The sequence below is a fragment of the Acidobacteriota bacterium genome, assembly GCA_003225175.1.
Classification (GTDB): domain Bacteria; phylum Acidobacteriota; class Terriglobia; order Terriglobales; family Acidobacteriaceae; genus Gp1-AA112.
Window position 1 is genome coordinate 82233 of sequence record QIBA01000055.1, and the last position, 22510, is coordinate 104742.

Below are 22510 nucleotides of genomic sequence, written 5' to 3' on the forward strand. Positions count from 1 at the left end.
GGTGCTAGCCACCTATACCTCCTCATCCAGTAAGCTCGCGCCTTCGTCGAGCTCACGCAGAGCATCAAGCATGAGTTCCGTCGCGGATCGCAGCACGGTGCGTGTCGCCGCGGTTGCTCCAGGAACGAACTTGTACACTCCGTTCTCGATTCCATTCGTGCGCTTCACAATTTCCAATACAGCCTCGTCGCCAATGCGCTCTCCCGCTTCCGCATGAGAGATATCGCCAGCGTCGAAGAACAGAACACCATCAAGATCAGCGGCGTTGATATGCAATGCGCCCGATTGTCTCGAGTGCAACAGCATCTGTATGACTCCAAGCAGATCCAGATGCGAGAGACTTCCGCTCAACGCCGTATCGGAGCCCCCCAGCATCTGCGTTGGCTGGAACCCTTCTTCGTGGCTCTTCAAGAAGGCGCGCATGTGCGACGCGATATGCTCAGGCCCGAGCTTGCGATCCACGTAATCGTCACAACCGGCGCGGAAGGCGGCCATCAAGGCGTGGTCTCCGCCATCGCCGAGTGCCATGATGGGAATGTGTGCGGTCTTGGTGTCTGCGTGAACGATGTGCGGCAAATCAAAGGCATTCATCTCACGCAAATTGGTGGCGCACAGAATGGCGGAAGGAGCGTCCCACTCCAGCATGGTGAGCGCATATGCTGCCTGCGTGCTGTGGGTTACCTCCATACCTTCCTGCTTCATGGCGTCAGTCAGGCGCTTCGCAAAGAACACGTTGCTATCGATCAGAAGGATCTTCGGAGAGGTTTGCGGACTCATGCGCGCACCTCCGCCGCCATCAGGCGTTCGAGGTCGAGCACCTCCACGATTTCATCATCGAACGACAGCAATCCCGATACGTACGGCGCCAGCTTGCCGTTTCCTGGCAGACGCTCCGCCTGCGCGAGTTCGCATTCTCCGGTCACTGGCACGGCGGCTCGAGTCAGTCCGCTCTTTCCACCAAGATTTATGATCAGGTAAAACTTTCGCTCGGGCACCTCCGGCCCAACCAACACGGGAGCTATATCGGCAACTGGCACAATCTGGTTGCGACGCAACACGACTCCGGTAAGCATTCGCGTAGTGTGAGGAAACGTCTGCTGCTCCTCTGCTCCACGCTCTCGCTGACGCGACAACTCGCTCACCTGCTCGGCAGAAAGAGCAAAGCGCTTCTTCCCCATGGGAAAGACAACGAAGTTTTCTCCTGCTTTGCTCTTCTTTATCATGCTCCAGCCACCGCTCTTGCTCCAGCTTCGCGACTGCGCAAGGACGCTTCAATGAGAGCGACCTCAGCCTTACTCAAAAATGCTTCCGGCCGGACGACGGGAATCACTTTCCCCTTGATCAGCGCCAGACCCCGATACCAGTTTCGCTCTTCGCCTGAAAAAGCTTTTGGCAAAGCCTGCATTGCGTTGAGCTCGAGCATGGACTCGATAGCATCGACGCTCACGGCTGCCCGTGCGTGGCGTAGGACCAGCACCCTTGCTGGACGCGCCATCGCGAGACGAAAGTGCTCGCATGCGTCAACCATGAAGTAGCGTTGTCCCTGCCGCTCGAGTATCTGCTTTACCTTTGAAAACTTTTCCGGAATAGTTCCCAGGCCAAGCTTCTGAACTCCGGTAAAATCGCGAATCTCCTCGATAGCACTTGCCGCGATCGCAAACTTCATGCCAGCGACGGAGAACAGGATCACCGCCTCTCCGCTGCGAGCGCCCGATTTCTCGTTTCTCGAAGCCCGGCTGACACTCATACGGCACCCGCGCGAGCCGGACTGTGAATCTGAAGAATTCTTTTCTCGATCGCCCCGAAGACATCGTCAATCGGTAATACTTGATCGACGGCCCCCGCGCGAATTGCCTCGCCATTCATCCCGAAGATGACCGAGGTGGCTTCGTCCTGGGCGATTACGCAACCTCCGGCGTCTTTGACGGCTTGTGCTCCACGTACGCCGTCATTTCCCATTCCGGTAAGGACCACTCCAATGCACATCGTGCCGGCGTAGGCCGCAGCGCTCTCTAAAGTCACGTCTGCGCACGGACGATAGCCAAGAATTCGTGGACCATCGTCGAGCATTACCCGCCCAGTCGAGGAAATACGCATGTGGTGCGATCCGGGACACACGTACACCGTTCCCGGAGCGAGGATCTCGCCAGCCTCCGCTTCCTTGGCACGTATGGAGCAGGTCTCGGAGAGTTGCTGGCTGAACTGCGAGGTAAAATTCCGCGGCATATGCTGAACCACGATGACCGCGGCGGGAAACTCCCGTGGAAACAGCGGGAAGAACTTCATCAGCGTCGCCGGACCGCCGGTAGAAGCAGCAATCACGACCAGCGGGAACTTGTTCTGAGATCGCGGTGGTGTAGGAGCGCCATTAGGCTTTTGCTCTTCAGATTTTGCTGCGGGCGCCGAGCCAGGTTCCGTGCGCGGAGCCGAGCTCGCCACGTCATGTCCCAATTTGGTTCGTGATGCCGTCCTGACGACTCGCACCTTCGCAGCGACCCGCAGTTTTCGCACTAGCTCATCGCGAACGCTGCTCATATCCAAGTCGACGCCGCTGGTTGGCTTCGCAACGAAGTCAATCGCCCCAAGTTCGAGCGCCTTCAGAGTTACTTCCGCGCCCTCGCGCGATTCGGAACTCACAATCAGAATTGGGCGTGGATTAATGGACATGATCTGCTCCGTCGCCTGCAGACCGTCCACATGAGGCATGTTGATATCCATGGTTACGACATCCGGTTTCAGTGCCTCGGCCTGCGATACGGCTTCGCGTCCATCGCGCGCCTCACCTGCGACCTCAAATCCGGGTTCTGCCAGAAGAATGCTATGCAGCACTTTCCGCATGAACGCCGAATCATCGGCGATGAGTACTCGAATTTTCTTCGAACCAGTCATGCTTAAACCGTTTGTGCCATGCCCAGTAAGCCACTATGGGCTACGCCAATCAGCTCTTGTACAGCCGCGATCAGTTGCTCGTCTTGAACAGGCTTGGTCAGGAATGCCGACGCGCCTTCCTTGATGGCGCGATCACGATGTTTCTCGCCCGCGCGGGACGTAACCACCATTACGGGAATGTGTTTCGTTTCTGGAGTCTGACGCAGGTGCATCATCAGCTCGTAACCGTTGGTGCGCGGCATCTCCAGGTCCGTGATGATCAAGTCGCATTGTCCCTGCAGGGCAATCTCCAGGGCTTCAAGACCATCTCCCGCTAAGCGCACGCGGTAACCGGCTTTCTCCAGCATGCGACCGACGAATTTGCGCACGCTGATGGAATCGTCTGCCAGAATGACCACTTTTTCGACAGCCACCTGTTCAATCGCGCTCCGGGGGATGTGTCCAGCGGCCACTGCTGCCGCACCTGGCGCGAAGATCCGCGCTGCCGTTGCGCTGGTCATCAGCGGACGCTTCTCGATCGATTCTCCTGCTACAAGCCGATTTACATCGATGAGCAGGATCAGACTGCCATCGGGGGCAATCGTAGCCCCCGGAAAGAGCTTCACATTCCGCAGATACTCACCGAGGTTCTTGATAACGATTTCGTCTTTTCGAATCACTTCGTCGACGACCACTCCGACGGAGCGACCCGCAACGGTGACCAGCACCAGGTGACAATAACCATTCACGGGCTCGGATTTAGGCAGCCCAAGCTGGGAATCGAGACGGACAACCTCGGTGACTGCCTCCCGGACCTTTGTCAACAATTTTCCGCCAACCTCTTCAACAGCTCCGGCGGGAACGCGACGAATCTCTTCGACGAAAGAAAGCGGTACGGCAAAGCTCATCTCGCCACAGCGCACGAAGAGCGCTTGCGAAATGATCAGCGTCAGCGGAACCTTCAGCGTGAAGCGCGTCCCCAAACCCGCCTGCGTGTCGACATCGATTTCGCCGTTTAACCCTGTCAGATTGGCGCGAACTACGTCGAGTCCGACGCCGCGTCCGGCAAGTTCTGTTTTTCGCGACGCGGTCGAGAAACCTGGATGGAATAGAAGCTCCAGCAAGTCCCTCTCTCCGAGCTTCTCGGCTTGCTCCTGAGAATAGACGCCCTGGTCTACTGCTGCCTTGCGAACGCGCTCGTACTCAATTCCCTTTCCGTCGTCTTCTACTTCGATGTAGATGTGATTGCCGCGATGGTACGCCCGTACGGCTACATTGCCGTGATCGGTCTTGCCGGCGCGATAGCGCTCTTCTGTGGTTTCCAGTCCGTGTGCAACTGCATTCCTGACAAGATGGATCAGTGGATCGGAGATCTGCTGAATGATGCTGTTGTCCAGCTCCGTTTCGGCGCCCGCAAGATTGAGTTCAACTAACTTGCCCGACGCCTTCGCGGCATCGCGCACTGTGCGTGAAATGCGCGTGTAGAGGTTCCCAATCGGAACCATTCGCGCCTGCGTAATTTCGTCTTGCAGCCGGTGCGCAAGTCCGGTGAACTCATCGATGTCGGAATCAACGCGGCGTACGAATCCGTCAAGCTGCGTGAGAACTTCTGTTACATCAGCGGAGATTTCCGTCAGCGAGCGCGAAAGAATGTTGTAATCATCATAGCGATCCATCTCGAGTTCAGTGAACTCGGAGTGATCGTCGAAGCCGGCGGCGGCTTGCGATGAGAACGAAGACGTAAATCCGCCCACGAGCCGGTTGAACTCATGCTTCTCCTGGAATTCGCCGATCTTGTCGGACATTCTTCCCTTGGAGAAGTTGAGGACATCCGCCAGACGCTCGAGCTCCGCCAGTCGGCCCAACATGCGTGTTCGATTGATGACCAGCTCGCCAACCACGTTCATCATGCTGTCAAGACGGTCGAGCGCGATGCGTACTGATTTAGATTGAGGCAGCGCGGCAGGCTCTTTGCTGCGCAAGCCAGTGATAAATTCCGGTTCCACTTCAGCGTCGGATAGCTCAATTACGTGTGGTTTCGCCTGCGCGCTGCTTTGCTTTGGCGGCGTAACCGACGATGGCGGGACAGGTTGGCTAGAAGTGTGAACCAGCTGCTTTTGTCCCGAGGCGGCGGCATTTCCTCCCGATGCGACTTGCTTCAGCCGACCGAGCAGCGACTTGACGCTGCGCTGAAGCGTGCTCTCATCCGGCCATTGCCCATAGATCAGTTTCTTGATTACATCAGCCGATTCGAGACAAAGATCAATCACCTGCTGCGTTGGCTTAATCTCTCCATCTCGCACGCGACCGATGAGATCTTCAGCGCTATGCGCGACACGAGAGATTCGCTGCAATCCAACCTGCGCTGCCGAGCCCTTGATTGTGTGCATCGAGCGAAAGAGGCGGTGAACCGTTTCCGGATCGCTTGAGGTTTCGATTCCTAACAGGCAATCCTGGACTAGCTGTAAGTGCTCTTCCGCTTCGGGAACAAAGAACTCAAGAATCTCCGGAGGAATCTCTCCATCCGGCTCCAGATCGGCAATTCCGGACGAGGTTGCAGGCTCCGTCTCGTGAGAGCTCGCTTGCGGGACTGAAGGCTGTGCCGTTGGAGCGTGCTCTGCCGACAACGGCAGTTCCGGCGTCTTGTGCAGGTGGACAGGCGCTACGTATTCCTGAACAGGCTCCGGCGTCGCTGGAGCAGGCTCAAAGGCAAACGCGTATCGCTGCTTAAAAGTCGCGATCTCTTCCGCGTTCTCGACTCCATTTGCGCTGATCATCAGCAAGTCGGATTCGAGAACGGCAATCCCTTCGGAGATAAACTCGACGAGGGCCGCGGTTGCATCCGGCGCAATGACGGCATTCATCGCATACTGGAAGATGTGGCTGAGCTTGCTCGCGACTTCGCGAAATAGTGGATAGCCGTACGAACCGGAGCTGCCTTCGAGCGTATGCGACGAGATGTACAACCGTTGGATGTCTTCGGGAACCGGATAAGGATCCTGCAAAATTCCGGAGTACTCTCGCAGGAACTGCAGGTGCTCCGACGCCTCCTGCAGAAACACTTCGACGAATTCTTGTCCGGGCGTGTTCACAGACTCTCCTGCAGGGCGCTACGCATCGACTTGCGATAAATGAGCGAATCGCTGATGACGATGGGCTCAAGATCTACTTTCGCTTTCGCGATGGACTCCGCGTGACCAAGAAAGAGATAGCCGTCCGGCTCCAGGCACTCATGGAAGCTGCGAATCAACGTCGCTCGTAATTCATCCGAAAAGTAGATCAAAACGTTCATGCAGAAAATGCAATCGAAGCGGCCCATGTACACCATTTGCGCGAGATTCATCTGCGCAAAGGCGATCATCTTCCGCAGCCGCTGTTTAACCCGATACTCACCACCCGCTATGGGCGTGAAGTACGCTTCAATGTGTTCGGGCACCATCGAAGCGAGATCGCGACGTGAATATTGCCCGCGCTGAGCTATATCCAGAGCATGACGGCTGATGTCTGTCGCCAGGATCTCGATATTCCAAGCCTCCGGAAATTCCAATGTCTCGAGCAAGCTGATCGCTATCGAATATGGCTCCTCACCCGTAGAACATCCCGCAGTCCAAATGCGCAACGAGCGAGGGTTATGCCAAAACTTCTTGCCGTGCAGCTCAGGCAGCACTCGTTTTTCCAGCGCCTCGTATATCGAGGGGTAGCGGAAGAACGAGGTCTCCTGCGTGAGCAATATCTCCAGCAGCCCTTCGTATTCGGCGTTGGAGCCGCCAATCAAGCGCAGTAAATCAGTACCGTGTGCCAAGCCGCGATGTTTCAGGTGCTTGCTAACACGGTCGGACAGGAATCTAGTTCGAGATTCGTCGAATAGAATCCCTGAACGCCGCAGGATGAACAGACGAATCTCTGCGAGCTCATGCTCAGTCAATGCCGCTGTATTTCCATCCTTCATCAAGCTGCTCATTCAGGGCCGAAAAATCTATTCATCGGCTCGCCATTACGCCTTGACGGCGTGAAATGCCGCCGTTGTAACACCTCTTACTTCCACTGGACCGCTCCCCGCCGTGCGGAATTGGGAGAGGGCTTCATTCAACTGTTCTGAGAGCTTCACCATATTCTCGACTGTGCGTGCTGTCTGCCGCGCGCCCTGTGAGGTCTGGCGAGTGATGTTCGAGATAATTTGCATCGCGTTCGCCACGCCTTCTGTGCCGCGCACCTGCTGCTTCGAGGCCAGCGAAATTTCCTGTACCAGCTCTGCTGACTGGCGCACCACGCTGGAAATAGCATCGAGCGCCTTGCCGGCCTGATCTGCCAGCCGCGCTCCCACTTCCACTTCCTTAGTGCCTTCTTCCATCACCACCACAGCCTCGTTGGTTTCCGCCTGGATGGCTTTGATCAACGCTGCAATGTCCTTCGTCGCGGTACGCGAGTGTTCGGCTAGCTTCCGGACTTCGTCCGCGACGACGGCGAATCCACGTCCAGCTTCGCCGGCTCGCGCCGCTTCGATCGCGGCGTTCAAAGCCAGCAGGTTTGTTTGTTCGGTGATGTCGTTAATCACGTTGATGATCTCCGAAATTTCCAGCGAACGATCGCCCAGCGATTTGATCTTCTTCGCCGTAGCCTGCACCGAAGATCGAATGCGCTGCATACCATCGAGCGTATCGCGCACAGCGCGGTTTCCTTGTTCGGCAGCGTCCAGCGCTCTGCGCGCCGCTTCGGCGGAGGCTTCAGCGTTGTTCGACACCTGTTTCATCGACACCGTCAACTCTTCCACTGCGGAGGAAGTATTGGTGATCTCCTGGTCCTGCTGAACGGCGCCGCTGGCCATATCTTCCGAGGAGAGCAATATTTCGTTCGCGCTGGAGGAAACGTCAACGGCGGCCTTACGCACGCGCTCGAGCACCTTCATGAAGTTCTCAAGCATGTAGTTCACGGAATCAACAACGTTGCCGAGCGCGTCGTTGGTAACCCGCCCGCGCAACGTGAGATCACCGCGGGCAATCTGGCTTACAACCGTAAGGAATTCCGTAACGCTCTTCTGTAGATTCTCCTGGGCATCGTGATTTGCGACCGCGCGCGAGACTCGCTCAGAGCTGCGGGTAAAATTCTCGGCGATCAGCCCGAAGTCATCGTTCGAATCAATCTGCGGACGGCTGCTGTACTCGCCCTTCGCAAACTTCTGCGAGTAGTCCACCAGCTCGTTCACAGGCTTGGCGACCTTATTCGAGAGCATAAACAAGAGCGCGCATGTCATGGACAAGCAAATGAAAATAGCGATGAACAGGAGCATCGGCGCCTTGCCGCTCGCCGACATCGCATCGCTAATGCCCATACCAGCGGCACCGTTGGCACTCGCCCCTGCCGTGTACGCTAAGTAAAGGACGACAAACAGCGCGATCGCATTGAAGGCGCCCAGCGTCCACATGGCTTGATTCAGCCGACCTTTCATAACAGCCTCCGAAACCTGAACTCCATTGTTACTCCAATCAAATTACCGGGACTGGGAATACGTCGACCAGCCGCCGCAAATCCAATGTCAATGCCAGGCGGTCTTCGTGCCGCAGCATACCGCGACAATGCGGAACTTCTCGTGGTGCATCCGTCAGAATCAGTGGCTCCGAGGTACTGAAAGTGCCAAAGACCTCATCAGCCGCGATGCCGACCCGCACCTCATCGTGTATCTCGTCTCCGGGCAGCGAAGCGACCACTACATGCCGTGGCAAGAGATCCGGCCGCCGTCCTTCTGTAAACGCAATATCCACAATCGGCACGATCGAGCCACGCAGATTAAAAATTCCCATCAGGAAACTTGGGGACAACGGCATCTTCGTCACTGATGGCCACTCGACCACTTCCTCAACATCCAGCACTCCCAGGCAGAACCGCTCGCGCCCTGCGCGAAACACGCAATACTGGCGTTTTGGCAGGCTCTCTTCCGCCGCTAGAAGCTCTTCCTGCTCCGGCGAAATCGGTTCTAACTGCTCTGGTGCTGCTGGTTCTTCCTGCACGTTTATACAAACCTCTGCACCGCTCCCAGCAACTCCGCTGGCGTGAACGGTTTAATTACATAGCCATCGGCGCCCTGCTGCTGCGCCCAGAATTTATCGCTGTCCGTGTTCTTTGAACTGACAATCACTACAGGGATGTTTCGAAATGCATCGTTTCCTTTTAGCTCGCGACACGCCTGGAAGCCGTTGCGCTCGGGCATCACTACATCGAGCAGAATGAGACTCGGGCGCTCCGCCGCTACGGTGGCTTCGATCTTGCGTGGATCGTGTAACGCGACCGGCCAATAGCCCGCCTGCTGCAGCACAGACTGCATCAGCTTCACTTCAGCCAGCGAATCGTCGACGATGAGAATCTTCTTCACTTTGTTTTACCTGTGACTAAACGCGTGTTGCGTATGAAATTGGCTCGATCATCTTCTCGGAGCGCGATGCCTTCTCCGTGCATTGCATTTCCACCTCGAGCGAAGTAAAACGCTGCATCATCTCGTGCAGCCGCAGCGTCATGGCATGCAGCGTCTCCAACTGGTCTCGCATACTTGGCTTGAGGGCAGTTGTCTCCAACAGCAAAAGTTCGGCATTTCCCAAAACCGACGTCAGCGCGTTGTTGAAGCTGTGGCGCATCTCGACCATGTAGCGCCCAAGAGTCGCCAGCTTGTATCCGGCCCTGGCCCCCTCTTCAACGCGACTGATATGCCCAGAGAGTTCAGCTCGCCTCAAAATCTCCTCCGTCAGCAACACCACAGTGTCCAACCATGCATCGTGACGCGAAACCACAATCACTCTCGGATAATCACGACGCAGCGTGTGCACCGGCTCCCCCACAGAAGCGACATAGACCGTCGGAACGGGACTCTGATTCAACTGAGCAAGCACAGCTGCGGTTCTCTCTGGTCTTACGTCTCCTACAATTGCTACATCAAACGGCAACGACGCGCTGCCTCGTAACAGATCGCTGCTGAGCGCGGTGAATTCCGGCACCTGCGGTTGCATCTGCCAGCGGGCGATCAAGTCACGCGAAAAGCCGTTCTGGTCGGAGCTGACCAATACCCTTTGGGGGATGGTCGTGCCGCTGGTTCTTTGCTTCATGCCTTCAAGTTCTCCGTCTCCTCGATCACCGAGAGCAGGCGCTTGGCGGTCGCAGCCAGGCTGACAGCGGCATCGATGTCCCCTTTATCTTTTGCTTTTGCAACCTGCTCCTGAATGATCGCGGCCTGTATGTGCGCGCAGTCCAATGCCTCAGCTAGCCGATTCGCGTGGCCGCGCTTAATTTTTTCCTTAGACTCGAAGAGCAACGCGCGCGCCCCAACCGCGCGCTGAATAGCACCGCAGAAGGCGTCGTCACCTCCACGCACGAAGGCATTGACCTCCCACGACGCAAGCACTTGCTTTGATTCGCCGATTGAGACCGTGGAAACGGTGGTCTTTTGCTTACTCCCGAACAATTGCTCCGAAATGATCTCCAGCACCTGTTCGACGTTGCTGAAATGGGAATGATCTCCATCGCCGTTTTTCGCCTCGGCCTCTGGAAGAGTGGGCAAGACCGGTTCCAGCTGAGCCGCTTGGGGTTGAGATGGCGCTACAACTGCCGGGCCTTGCAGTGGGGCGGAACTGTCTTTGGCTCTTTTCGCCCAACGAGCCATTACCTTCTTTGAAAGAATGTTACGCACGATGCCAAGCTGCCGGAACGATTGCCCGGCTTTGTAGGCTTCGCGGAAAGGCTTCTTCCATTGCTGACAAAGTGTCCGCAGAGTCGCGAGAGGCTCTTCTGACCCCAGTCCAGCCTCCCTGCAATCCACCGTCATCACGTCCATCGACTCGAGCTCCTGCACAGCTTTGCGGATCGCATGCAGGTCCGAGTGCATGAGACGGAAGAACCCAAGGCGAAGACGGAAATTGAATCGCGTAACTTCGATCAAAGCCGCAGGCTGGAAATAGGACTCGCCTAAACTGCTCTTGGTATTGCGACCAAGCTCTACCAGGCCGCTCTCCAGCAATTCCGAAAGCGTTGCGCAGTTATCTACAGCATCGGCTACCTTATCGAGTTCTTTGCTCCAGGGATATTGGCGAAGCTCCATGTGTCCCAAAACGGGCTGCAGAGCTTCCAGAACCTCCGCTGCTCTGACGTTCGCTTCATGAGGATGATGGGGCGTAACCGCCGCGAAGTACTGCACAAGCAGGTAGTCGAGCTTCTCCCGGAGGTTTTCGTCCTTGCGATCCTGCGGAAGATGACGCAACAAGAGCGCCCGCAGCGTCGCTTCCTCGCCGAAGTTTTGACCCTGTAGCAGCTGGCGGATTTGCGCCACCTGTATGTGACGATCAACCTCAGCAAACCACTTCTGCACTCGTTCCAATACCTGGGGCTCGGGTCTATCGACTGGATTCTCCAACTCTTTCGAGTGTGGTACATCGAGCTGAAACTCCCGAATCAGCGCGGAGTAAAACGGATAGAGTCTGCGCGCGGTGCGCCATTCAGCGGCGATCTCAACCAGGGACACAGTCGCGGTGCTCATGCTTTGATAATCCAGTTCGGAATTTCCGTAACGAATCTGACAGCAACCAGTGTTTCTGCAGTCCCTATTTGCACAGCCGTCACTTCCGCCTCGGCATCGAGCGATCCATCCTTGTTCGTGAGCCGCACGCGGTCGCCAAATTCCACCGGCAGCGTGCAGCGGAAGATCACTTCGCGTGATGTTCCGTACTCGAGAACTGTTTTCGTCGTTTCCGAACCCAGCGGTAATCGGGCCACCTGAACCGGCACTTTCACCTTCGTTCCGTCCGGAAAAAACTGCGCGAGCCGGTCGATCTCAGCACTTCCAGCATTGCGAGCTTCCGTCCCAACGCCCGTGCCGAGCCTTTGGTTATCCGCTTCTCTGAGAAATCCCATCTACCGCCCTCACTCCATGTCTCGAGGCAGAATGCGACAGTAAAGAATGTGCAAAGCGGCTGCCAAACTAGCTTCTCCCGTAAGTGCCTGATTATCTTGGGGAGTCTCAAGCGGTTCGCTTATGAGACTGATGTGTTCGTCTCACACTGAAACACCTGTCTCATGCAAAGCTAGAGACGCAGCACGCTGCGTCTCTACCGTGCTAGCTCGGAGTTGTTGCCATCGCGCTAGCTGAACCGATGTTGTAACGCTTCAGCTTTCGATACAGAGTCGCGCGGCTAATACCAAGCATTCGTCCTGTGAGCGCCTTGTCGCCTTTCGTCTGTTCGAAAACTCGCATGATGGTTTCGCGCTCGAGTTCTTCCAGGTCAGTCGAATTCATCAGTTCAACTGCGACTGATGCATCCTGATCTTCAGAAAGCCTGCGGATGGCCGGTGGAAGATCGTGAACATCGATCACATTCTGGCTGCCAAGGGCCACCGCGCGTTCGATGCAGTTCTCCAATTCGCGAATATTTCCAGGCCACTCGTACTGCAACATGTCACGCATCGCAGCCTGCGTAACCTGAATCGGCAAGCCGGGCGCAAACCGGTTTGAAAACCAATGCACCAGCGCAGGAATGTCGGCCTTTCTTTCTCGAAGCGGAGGGAGATGCACGGTGACTACATTCAGTCTGAAATACAGATCCTTGCGGAATGTGCCTTCGCGATATGCCACTTCAAGGTCGCGGTTTGTCGCCGCAATCACTCGCACGTCGACTTTCACCTTGTTGTTGCTGCCGACTGGCCGTACCTCCTTCTCCTGCAGGACGCGGAGAAGTTTCGCCTGCATCTCCAAAGGCAATTCACCGATCTCGTCGAGAAATATCGTGCCGCCATTCGCGCTCTCGAAGAGTCCTTCTTTGCTCTTTGCGGCGCCCGTAAATGCGCCTTTTTCATAGCCGAACAGTTCGCTCTCGATGAGAGTCGGCACTAGAGCTCCGCAATCTACGGCGACGAACGGACGCTTGGCATATTGTCCGCGAAAATGAATCGCTCGCGCGATTAACTCTTTCCCTGTTCCGCTTTCACCTGTGATCAAGACCGGAGTTCGCGTGTCCTTCAAGCGCGCGATCATTCGCAGCAAGTCCTGGATCTTCGCCGATGAACCGACGATGCCGTTCAGATCCATTTCGGTATTCACACGCTCACGCAGAAACAGGTTCTCAGTGACGAGCTCCACCTTCTCCTGCATGCGCTGCAAAAGTAGTTTTAGCTCCTCGATGCGAAATGGCTTGGTGATGTAGTCGTACGCGCCTGATCGCATGGACTGAACCGCGGTTTCGATAGAGCCGTGTCCTGTCATGATCGCGATTTCCGTGTGCGGCAGCATGCGTTTCACTTCGGTGAGGAAGTCGAGCCCTGACATGTTGGGCATCATGAGATCCGCGAGGATCATTTCGGGAGCTTCAGCTTCTAGCCGTGCAAGAGCTACTTCGGCGCTCTCCGCTTGGGTGCAATTCAGGCCAAGCGAGCCGCCAACCGTAATGCACAGCTTACGAATGCTCTCCTGGTCGTCCACGATCATCAGGTGAAGCTTTTCTGCAGCCATCTATTGGCCTCCGCCTGCGATCAGCATTTCTACACTTTTGAGCAGTTGCCCAACGCGAAACGGTTTCTCGATGCACGGAGCTCCGGTTTTCTGAAGGATCGCCATGGTCTCCTGGTTCACCGTGTCTCCGGTTATGAAAAGAATGCGATGCAGCAACTCTGGACGATTCGCGCGGATCCAGGCATGAACATCGGCGCCAGTGACGCCGCCGGGCGTGCGCATGTCGCTGATAACTGCCATATACTTGCCGCTCTCAAGCAGCTTCAATCCCTCAGCGCCGGAGGACGCGCCAACGATCTCATAACCGTTTCGTTCCAAAGCGGCCCGCAAGAACGACATCACCGCGCTCTCGTCTTCAATAATCAGTAGCGGAAGTTTGCTCATCGCTGGCTGTGGTTTCCCTTAAACGGTCTTCGTTTAGTCGTTCTACTCTTTAATTCACGCAGGCTGCCGCTTTCGCCATAGCCTTGCCGGTCTTGCTCTTCATCAACGGCAAGCGAATCGTGAACGTAGCACCCTCAGAATCCTGATTGTTGAAACAAACGATCTCTCCACAGTGCTCCCGGACAATGCCATAGCAGATGCTCAATCCGAGCCCAGTTCCTTTTCCGACCTCTTTGGTCGTGAAGAAGGGATCGAATATTCGTTCCGGGTGCCTTATTCCAGTACCGTTATCCCGGAACCGAACCTCGACCAGCCCGGCCGACTGCTCCGTGGCGATAACGATTCGTCCTCTGCGTCCAGTTTCTCGGACCGCATCGCAAGCGTTGTTGAGGATGTTTAAAAACACCTGCTGCAACTGATGAGCGTCCCCGACGATCTCCGGTAAGGTCGAATCGAACCGTTCAATGAGCTCGATGCCGTGACTGCCCATGTCGTAGGAGCGCAGCGCGATCGTCCGCCGCACAACCTGGTTTACATCGACCGCGTGTTTTTCTGGTGGAGTCTGACGGGCAAAGCTGAGGAGGTTCTGCACAATCTCACGCGTGCGCTGCGATTCCTGCACAATCACTTGCAGATCGTCTCTCACCTGATCGTTGAGCTCAGGATTCTCGAGTAGAAGATCAGCAAATCCAAGAATGGCTGTGAGCGGATTGTTCACCTCGTGGGCGACGCCGGAGACAAGCTGGCCGACCGCCGCCATCTTTTCCGTGTGCATCAACTTTGCCTGCAGGATGGCGACATCCGTGATGTCGGTCATCACGGCGACCAGGCTATTCACTTCGCCGCTCGGGCTCCGCATTGGGCTCAGGTTCACCGAGAAGCTGCCAATCGTCTGCCGTCCGCGAGCGAGCGGAAGTTCCAGGTTGTTTACAGCCTTGCCTTCGAGAACGCATTCAATGGCACCGCGCAATACGGGGCGATGCGATTCGAGAACGATAGTCTCCAGTCGCGAACCTACGAGATCAGCCCCTTCCCCACCGGCGACCTCGCTGCAACGACGGTTGGCATAGCTGACCAAGCCGGCGGTGTCGGCAACTGCAATTAGGCTCTGCGTGTGGTTCAGAATCTGCGTATTGAAATCGTGCTCGCGCAAAAGCTGCGACTGTACGTTCTTCATCTCCGTGATATCGAGCAGCACGCCACGGTACTCGACCACCTTCCCAGTCTCGTCGCGGACAACAAAGCTGTTTTCCAGCGCGTAAATAATCGAGCCATCCCGCCGCAACAGCGCCAGTTCGTGGTTTCTCAAACGACCGAATTGATTCAATGCGCGCGCGGTAAGCTCGCGGTGTGCAGGTTCGAGATATAGATCGTGTGCAGTTACCTTCAGCAACTCTTCCCGACTGTTGTAGCCGAGCATGCGCACCAAGGCGTCGTTCACTTCCAATAAACGACCATCCGGAGCGGAGAAATAGGCTCCTTCCTGAATGTTGTCGAATAGTTCCCGATAGAGCCGCTCCGCCCGTCGGTTCGCAGTGACGTCTTTGAGAACATGCACCGTCTGCTGCGTATCTTCGCCAACGCCACGCAGGCGGGAAGACGACACAAGGTATATGTTGCCTGTCTTAGGCTCGCGAAACTCTTCGCGGAATTCGCCGCTACGCATATCGAGGCAGAACGGACATGCCTGTGAAGCGGACGACAGTCCAAACAGCTCGCGCACCGGTAGGCCCAGCACGGCAGCCGGATGCTTCCCCAACTTTTCCGAGAGCGAGCGATTTACTCGAGAGATCCTCTGGTGCTCATCGTGCAGCAACATGAAATCGGAGATGGAATCGAACATCCCTGCCCATTGCCGGCTCGACCGAGTGATGCGCATGAACAGCTGGGACATCTCCTTGTCGGACAGTGCCATGCTCGCGATCTGAGCAAGGGCGGCAACGAGGGCGCGATCAGCCTCTGCTAATTGCTGGCCACTGGTCAGGAGCAGCGCCAAAACAGTGCTTGATTGCGACGTGCGGATCGGAGCCGTGAAGATGCTAGAGAAGCCGGTATCAGCAAGCTCGAGTGACTGCAGGCCTGTTCGCTCTTCAGTCAGCGCTTTGCGGACGCTGGCTGTAAGAGACTGGTAAGGTGTGGCGAGATCCTGTTCGATCGCGCGCGCGTGAGACCTCTCATCCTGAGACGCAAAAGCAGATAGATAAAGCCTACCGTCCTCCTCGGTGATCAGCGCCACCGGAAGTGGATAAAAATAGGCATGCGCTTGTTCCGCAAGGCGATCCAGGATGGCCTTGGGCCATGTCTGGGCCTTCAATATTTCAACGCAGGTGAGCAGAAACTCTACCGAACCGGGCGGCACGGTCGATGTCTCGCGCGACTCCGAGTCGCGAGGTTTTGGAGGGGCAAAATGTGCCATTCGGGTGCGGAGTTCGTCTCAAAACGAACCAATCGAGATGCGACGGTAGCTTGCATTCTCAATTTGAGTCAATACGAAACCAGATATGTGAGCACCTAAGGTAACCAGTTACTTGCCCCAGGTTTTCTCAGCGTGAGACATCAAGCTGACATAATTGGACCTCGTGAGACGCCGATCCGCTTTCTATTGCCCGGATCTCTCTAAAATCCCCTAGGTTTAGCTCCTTGGAATCAGCAACTTAACTAGATCCGATTACTGAGGTCACAATCTGCTTCCGGTGGCAGCGACCGTGCACTCTGATAGCTGAATTCATCTCGGAGGAGACTGCTGTGTCTAACCCCTTCTGCTGGAAGCCCTTTCGTTTTATCGCGTTATTTGCCTGCGTTCTTGGATTTTCGCTCTTATCTCACGGTGACGACGCCGCCAGAAAAATCAGAACAAAAGTCAGCCCGCAATATCCCGAACTCGCCAAAAGAATGAACATCATCGGCTCGGTGAAGTTGGAGTTAGTGGTCGCAGCGAGCGGCCAGGTGAAATCCGTGAGAACCATCGGTGGACACCCATTGTTGATCGACGCGGCCCAGAACGCAGTTAAGCAGTGGAAGTACGAACCCGGCCAGGAAGGCACAGAATTCGTGGAAATCCGTTTCGGCATGGGCAATTGATCTCGCTGTGAAAAGCGAGCAGGTGAACAGGCAATGACAATCGCAAAGAAGCTTTACTGGGGATTTGGCGGGATGATCGCCCTCGCCTTGATCCTTGCCTTGGTAAATCAATTCGCACTCTGGCGCGAGCAGGCGGCGAAGCGCAAGACCGACCGTTCGTTCCGGCTGCTGCGCGACACTTCGACTCTTCAGTACCTGCTCAGCCAAAACCAGATCCACCTGAACAACTACCTCCTGAGTGGCGACTCCGGTGAAGCGGAGAAGGTGCTCAGCGGCGTCACGCAACTCGACGAAGCCATCCACCGTACCGAGGCCAAAGCCACGGCCGAGGAGCAGATTCCGCTGGAGAAACTGAACGAAGCGGAGCACGACTGGGCCGAGCACTTTGCCCGCCCGCTGATCGAAAAACGCAGGCACGTAGATTCCGGAAATGGAACGGTTGCCGAGCTGCAGATCTTCTACCTTCAACTGAATCCTGGCGACTGGCTAAAGAAAGTAAAAGATCCGATCGATCAAACCATGGCGGCGACGGAAACCGATCTTCAGGAGCAGCAAATCGCCGACAGCACGAAGAGCACCTTGAGCTTCTGGTTCTCCATCCTGGCGGGGATAGCTGCAGTGGGAGGCGGAATGGCCATCGCCTATAAGACCGCGCTCTCCATCAGCGAGCCGCTCATACATCTGATGATGGTGGCTCGTGAGATCGGCGAGTCCGGTGATCTCGATCAAAAGATCGATCTCAATCGCAAGGATGAAGTTGGCGAGCTCAGCAAGACCTTCAACAAAATGATCGCTTATCTGAAGGAGATGGCGGCGGTCTCAGAGGCCATTGCCGGCGGTGATCTCACCCTGCAGGTGCAGCCACGTTCCCAAAGTGACACTTTGGGGAAAGCCTTCTCCGAAATGACGATCGGCTTGCGCCAGTTGGTAAGGAGCGTCCGGGAGAGCGCGTCGCAGGTAGCAGGCGGCTCAACCGAAGTCGCCAGCGCTTCCGATGAGTCGGCCAAGATCAACATCCAGGCCGCATCGGCAATCGATGAAGTCACCAGCACCATGCACGAGATGAGTATCAACGTGCAAAACATGGTGAAGAACACGCAAACGCAAGCTTCAAGTGTGAGCGAGACCTCCGCTTCGATCGATCAGATGGTCACTTCCATCCAGCGTGTAGCCGACACGGCGAAAGTACTGCTCGATATTTCCCAGCGCTCGCGCGAAGAGGTCCACAGCGGCATTCAGACCATGGAAAAAGCCACTGATGGGCTCAACCGCATTAATACGTCCATCCAGAACTCATCAGTCATTATCGGCGAGCTCGGAGCTCGCGCAGACAACATCGGCAAGATCGTGGAAGTAATCGATGACCTCGCTGAGCAGACAAATCTCCTGGCTCTGAACGCCGCTATCGAGGCTGCGCGAGCCGGCGAGCACGGACTCGGATTCGCGGTCGTTGCCGATGAAGTTCGCAAACTCGCGGAAAAGTCTGCGCAGTCGACGCGTGAAATCTCCGATCTCATCCAGAGCATTCAGAAGGAGGCCCGTAAGGCTGTAGAGAACATGGAGAAGAGCCGATCGATCGTGAACGACGGTCTCTCACAGGGAACCGATCTGAACATGGCGCTCAAGAAGATCTCGAACGTGGTGACCGAGGTATATAAGTTCGCGCAGGAGATCGGCGCAGCGACGAACGAGCAATCCAATGGATCGTCGCAGATTGCGCGCGCCACAACTCGACTGAACGAGATCACGCACGAGATCAATTCGTCTGTGGAAGAGCAGGCCTCGGGTGCTCAGGCGGTGGTTCGCGCGATGGAGAAGATGCGCGAACTGATCCAGCGTTCTACTTCGGGATCGACGGAATTAGCGGCCTCAGCCGATCAGATGTCCAAGATGTCGCGCACGCTGCTGGATGCCATGGACCGTTTTGTCCTCGAGTCTCTCAATGGCAGCGGACATCGCAACGGCAGTGCCAATGGAAGCGTCACCGGCGGAGCGCGAGGACAGGAGTACAACGCCTCGCGTTACGCGTCCAGCATCAACTGAGCGTCGGCACAGGATCGCATGGCGAAAGATCTCCAACTCGTTGGGTTCCGTATCGGGAAAGAAACGTTCGGCGTTCCGATTGGGCTGGTGCACGAAATTGTGCGTGTCCCGGAAATCACGGCCGTGCCCGACGTGCCAGATTACGTCGAAGGCGTGATCAACCTGCGGGGGAAGATCATCTCGGTCATCGATCTGCGCAAGAGATTCGGCGAAGTGCGAATTGAATCCACGCGCAAGAATCGCATCCTGGTTGCCGAAATCGATAAGAAGCAGGTGGGGCTCATCGTGGATGCGGCTTCCGAAGTGCTCCGTTTGCCCCACGACCAGATCGAAGCTCCCCCTGAAGTCTTTGAAGAAAGCGAAGTGAAGTACGTGACCGGAGTCGGCAAGCTGAACGGACGCCTCGTGATCCTGATTGACCTCACGAAGATTCTGCAGCAAGGCGAATTGCGGCGGTTGGGAGACCTCGCCGCAGCAGCGACTGCCTGAGCGCACTCCGGCCGACTCCTGACGGTTACAGCGGTAAAGAGATTTTTAAGAGAGCGCAATGGCCACTATCAGTGTTCCTGTTGTCATCAGCGACGCCGAACTCAAGCTCCTGCAGACCCTCGTCTACCAGGAGTGCGGCATGCATTTCGATGAGCGTCGCATCCACTTCCTTCAGGACCGTCTGCAGCGCCGGCTGAGGGCCTGCAGTTTAGACAGCTTCTATAGCTATTACCGTTTGCTCACCAGCCGCGAGGGCAAGGCGGAGCTCGGCTCTCTGCTGGAGAACCTCACGGTTAACGAGACAAGCTTCTTCCGCAATCGGGCGCAGCTTGATCTATTTCAGAAAACCATTTTGGAAGAGATTCTGCACCGCAAGCAGTCGCGGCGCGATTGGAGTCTGCGTTGCTGGAGCGCAGGCTGCTCGACGGGACAAGAGCCATACACAATGGCTATGCAGATCGCCGACGCCCTGGCCTATTACTACCTGCGCAATCCTCTTCCATTCGAGATGCCGACACCGAAGCCGCTGATTCCTCCTCCCTGGAAGGTTGAGATTCTGGCTTCCGACATCAGTTATTCCGCGCTGCGAACTGCCCAGGAAGCTTCTTATTCGGATTTACAGATGGAGCCGGTCGACTACGGCTACCGGCTGCGCTACTTCGACAAACTCGGAGAACGTTATGCCCTGAAGAAGAACCTGAAGGAGCTCGCGCACTTCGACTTTCACAACCTCAAGACCGAGTTCCTCCCGCAGCGCAATGACGTGATTTTCTGCCGCAATGTGATGATCTACTTTGACGAAGCCGAGCAGAAGCGCCTCATCGACAAATTTTATCGCTGTCTTAATCCTGAAGGTTATCTGTTTGTTGGTCACGCGGAGAGCCTGTTCGGACTCACCGATAAGTTCCGCATGATCCACCAGAACAACGGCACTGCCTATCAACGAATTGAGGCTACGGTTTGAGCTTGTTTCCCGATGAACGGCAATCCGAGTTGAAGGAGCTCTTCTTTGAGACCGCGGCCGAGCTGTTGCAGGCGCTCAACGAAGAGGGACTCAGTCTGGAAAAGCGCCCTGCCGACGCCGAACTCGTGCGCGAGGTGCGCCGCACTGTTCATACGCTGAAGGGAGACTCGGGCTCCTGTGGATTCGAAGAACTGAGCAGCCTCGCTCACGATCTGGAGGATGTACTCACTCCCGACATTGCGCGCAACAATGGCGCAAAACTGGCGGAAATTGTTCTCGCTGCGGCCGACGTCTTCTCCTCGATGCTGGATGCTTATCGCGGCGAGGGTCAGCTTCCTTCCGCTGCTCCAATTCGGGAAAAGATTCGGCAACTTGTCGCGCGTCCCGAACCGAAGAACATTGTTCCTTACAAACTCAGTGGGCGATTTGCCTGGACGGAATACGAACATATCGCCATCGAGCGCGCGCACAGCCAGGGACAGACCGTCTATCACATAGCCTTGGCGGTTGATCCAACATGTCCGATGAAGAGCGCCGCGATGCAGCTCGTGAAGAACGTTCTGGCTCAACTCGGAGACATACTTGCGGCGTTTCCGGATTCCTCAATCCCTCCCGAGCACATCGATGTAATGGAATTTGCGGTCGCAAGCGAGCAATCAGAAGACGTGTTCACAACAAAGTGCCGCATCCCGTCGATAATCTCCGACGTTCTTGTCGAAGCAGCCAGTGCCCAGAGTCCCATCGAGCAAGCAGCGGCAGTCCCGGTGCATGATGAGTCCGCCGACGTGCTTGGCATCGCGGACGCAAACGCGGAATCGACTGAGAGTTCTACTGCCGCGACTGCGCAATCAACCAGCGTGAAGCTGCGCGTCGATGCCGAACGAATCGATACCGTATTGAACCTTGTCGGCGAACTCGTGATTGGGAAATCAATGCTGATGCAGAACATCAGCGAGTTCGACAAGCGCTTTAAAAAGGACCCGTTGCGGACGAAATTTGCAGATGCTCTGGCATTTCAAGCTCGCGTCCTGAACGACCTGCAAAAGTCTGTGATGAAAATCCGCATGGTGCCGGTGGAGCAACTGTTTCGCCGCTTTCCTCGCATTGTCCGCGACGTCGCGAGGACCTGCGGTAAAAACGTTGTTCTCCAGGTCTCCGGTGAAGAAACTGATCTCGACAAGAGCATCCTCGATACCCTCGCCGAGCCTCTGTCACACCTCGTGCGCAACTCAGCCGACCACGGAATCGAAACTCCCGAGCAGCGCGTCGCCCTCGGCAAAGCGCCGCAAGGCACAATTCGCCTGAATGCCTTCCATCAAGGCAACCAGATCGTAATCCAATGTTCCGACGATGGGGCGGGCATCGACCGTTACAAGCTCGTCAGCAAGGCAGTCGAGAAAGGCATCATCACGCACGATGAAGCCGAACGAATCTCGGACAACGAAGCCCTCCACCTCATCTTCCATCCTGGATTAAGCACTGCAGATGAGGTGACTGCGATCTCCGGACGCGGCGTCGGCATGGACATCGTCAAGAGCGTAATCGAACAGCTGAAGGGTACGATCTCCATCGATTCAAAACCAGGCGCCGGCACTACATTCCTGTTAAAGGTTCCCTTAACGCTCGCAATCATCAAGGCGCTCATGTTCCGCGTTTCCGATCGCCTATACGCGGTTCCGCTAGCTTCCGTTTTGGAGATCGCGCGCGCCTCCGCCTCTGATGTGCACCGGGTAGATCAGCATGAAGTCATGCAGTTGCGCGACCAGGTGCTGACGCTCATACGCATGGGACAGCTCGTACATCGCGGGCCCTTGCCCGTCAACAACAAGATATTCGTGGTAGTCGTCACGATCGCGGAGAGAAAGTTCGGACTTATCGTCGATCGTCTGGTGGGCGAGGAAGAACTCGTGATCAAAGCTTTGGACGACCATATCGCCGCGACCGAGTTCGTGAGCGGCGCATCCATTTTGGGAGACGGCAGCGTAGTACTCATTCTCAATCTTGCTGCGGTCGTGGCAAGACTTGGGAAAGCACCGGCCTTGGTGGAGGCGGTCACGGCGTGAACAACGGCTCCGGCAAGGTTCGCGTTCTCGTAATTGACGACTCGGCTCTGATGCGAAAGCTGATCCCGAAGATTTTGTCGCGCGATCCAGACATTGAAATCGTAGGTACAGCGATGGATGGCAATTTCGGCCTGAAAA

General features: G+C 56.1%; 20 protein-coding genes. 5 read left to right on the forward strand and 15 right to left on the reverse strand.

Annotated features, from left to right (window positions below):
* Window positions 1-12 precede the first annotated feature (12 nt).
* From DMG62_15810 to DMG62_15880, 15 genes are all read right to left on the reverse strand, one after another.
* Window positions 13-777, reverse strand: a complete 765-nt coding sequence (locus DMG62_15810) for a hypothetical protein (GenBank protein ID PYY22018.1) — start codon at window positions 775-777, stop codon at window positions 13-15.
* Window positions 774-1223 carry a hypothetical protein gene (locus DMG62_15815; protein PYY22019.1) on the reverse strand — a complete coding sequence of 150 codons (450 nt, stop codon included), beginning with the start codon at window positions 1221-1223 and terminating at the stop codon, window positions 774-776. The genes DMG62_15810 and DMG62_15815 overlap by 4 nt, the downstream gene beginning before the upstream one ends.
* Window positions 1220-1747: a hypothetical protein gene (locus DMG62_15820; protein ID PYY22020.1), complete on the reverse strand. Its 528-nt coding sequence runs from the start codon at window positions 1745-1747 to the stop codon at window positions 1220-1222. Before DMG62_15820 ends, DMG62_15815 begins: the two co-directional genes overlap by 4 nt.
* A complete protein-coding gene (locus DMG62_15825; protein ID PYY22021.1) occupies window positions 1744-2889 on the reverse strand; it encodes a chemotaxis response regulator protein-glutamate methylesterase in 1146 nt (381 codons plus the stop codon). The genes DMG62_15820 and DMG62_15825 overlap by 4 nt, the downstream gene beginning before the upstream one ends.
* A gap of 2 nt (window positions 2890-2891) precedes the next feature.
* Window positions 2892-5960: a hypothetical protein gene (locus DMG62_15830; protein ID PYY22022.1), complete on the reverse strand. Its 3069-nt coding sequence runs from the start codon at window positions 5958-5960 to the stop codon at window positions 2892-2894.
* The gene (locus DMG62_15835; GenBank protein ID PYY22023.1) at window positions 5957-6829 is read right to left on the reverse strand and encodes a hypothetical protein; all 873 of its coding nucleotides are present in this window, start codon (window positions 6827-6829) and stop codon (window positions 5957-5959) included. The genes DMG62_15830 and DMG62_15835 overlap by 4 nt, the downstream gene beginning before the upstream one ends.
* 33 nt (window positions 6830-6862) lie before the next feature.
* Window positions 6863-8314, reverse strand: coding sequence for a hypothetical protein (locus DMG62_15840; GenBank protein PYY22024.1), 1452 nt, complete (start codon window positions 8312-8314; stop codon window positions 6863-6865).
* Window positions 8315-8351: 37 nt separating this feature from the next.
* Window positions 8352-8879 carry a hypothetical protein gene (locus tag DMG62_15845; GenBank protein PYY22025.1) on the reverse strand — a complete coding sequence of 176 codons (528 nt, stop codon included), beginning with the start codon at window positions 8877-8879 and terminating at the stop codon, window positions 8352-8354.
* Window positions 8876-9235 (reverse strand): two-component system response regulator, encoded by a 360-nt coding sequence (locus DMG62_15850; GenBank protein PYY22026.1) that lies wholly within the window; start codon window positions 9233-9235, stop codon window positions 8876-8878. The genes DMG62_15845 and DMG62_15850 overlap by 4 nt, the downstream gene beginning before the upstream one ends.
* A 16-nt stretch (window positions 9236-9251) precedes the next feature.
* Window positions 9252-9959: a hypothetical protein gene (locus DMG62_15855; protein PYY22027.1), complete on the reverse strand. Its 708-nt coding sequence runs from the start codon at window positions 9957-9959 to the stop codon at window positions 9252-9254.
* Window positions 9956-11383 (reverse strand): hypothetical protein, encoded by a 1428-nt coding sequence (locus DMG62_15860; GenBank protein ID PYY22028.1) that lies wholly within the window; start codon window positions 11381-11383, stop codon window positions 9956-9958. The genes DMG62_15855 and DMG62_15860 overlap by 4 nt, the downstream gene beginning before the upstream one ends.
* A complete protein-coding gene (locus DMG62_15865) occupies window positions 11380-11757 on the reverse strand; it encodes a hypothetical protein (protein PYY22029.1) in 378 nt (125 codons plus the stop codon). The genes DMG62_15860 and DMG62_15865 overlap by 4 nt, the downstream gene beginning before the upstream one ends.
* A gap of 202 nt (window positions 11758-11959) precedes the next feature.
* The gene (locus tag DMG62_15870) at window positions 11960-13348 is read right to left on the reverse strand and encodes a sigma-54-dependent Fis family transcriptional regulator (GenBank protein ID PYY22030.1); all 1389 of its coding nucleotides are present in this window, start codon (window positions 13346-13348) and stop codon (window positions 11960-11962) included.
* Window positions 13349-13732 carry a hypothetical protein gene (locus tag DMG62_15875; GenBank protein PYY22031.1) on the reverse strand — a complete coding sequence of 128 codons (384 nt, stop codon included), beginning with the start codon at window positions 13730-13732 and terminating at the stop codon, window positions 13349-13351. It lies immediately after the preceding gene.
* Window positions 13733-13781: 49 nt separating this feature from the next.
* Window positions 13782-16148, reverse strand: coding sequence for a hypothetical protein (locus tag DMG62_15880; protein ID PYY22032.1), 2367 nt, complete (start codon window positions 16146-16148; stop codon window positions 13782-13784).
* Between the two features lie 329 nt (window positions 16149-16477).
* On the opposite strand from DMG62_15880, the gene DMG62_15885 reads away from it, so the two are divergent.
* From DMG62_15885 to DMG62_15905, 5 genes are read left to right on the forward strand one after another with little or no spacing between them, the layout of a single operon-like run.
* Complete coding sequence (locus DMG62_15885) at window positions 16478-16813, forward strand: hypothetical protein (GenBank protein ID PYY22033.1); 336 nt, start codon at window positions 16478-16480, stop codon at window positions 16811-16813.
* Between the two features lie 33 nt (window positions 16814-16846).
* Complete coding sequence (locus DMG62_15890; GenBank protein ID PYY22034.1) at window positions 16847-18856, forward strand: hypothetical protein; 2010 nt, start codon at window positions 16847-16849, stop codon at window positions 18854-18856.
* 18 nt (window positions 18857-18874) lie between these two features.
* Window positions 18875-19345, forward strand: coding sequence for a chemotaxis protein CheW (locus tag DMG62_15895; GenBank protein PYY22035.1), 471 nt, complete (start codon window positions 18875-18877; stop codon window positions 19343-19345).
* Between the two features lie 58 nt (window positions 19346-19403).
* On the forward strand, window positions 19404-20309 hold the full coding sequence (locus tag DMG62_15900; protein PYY22036.1) for a hypothetical protein: 906 nt from the start codon (window positions 19404-19406) through the stop codon (window positions 20307-20309).
* A complete protein-coding gene (locus tag DMG62_15905; protein ID PYY22037.1) occupies window positions 20306-22372 on the forward strand; it encodes a hypothetical protein in 2067 nt (688 codons plus the stop codon). Before DMG62_15900 ends, DMG62_15905 begins: the two co-directional genes overlap by 4 nt.
* The last annotated feature ends 138 nt before the right edge of the window (window positions 22373-22510 follow it).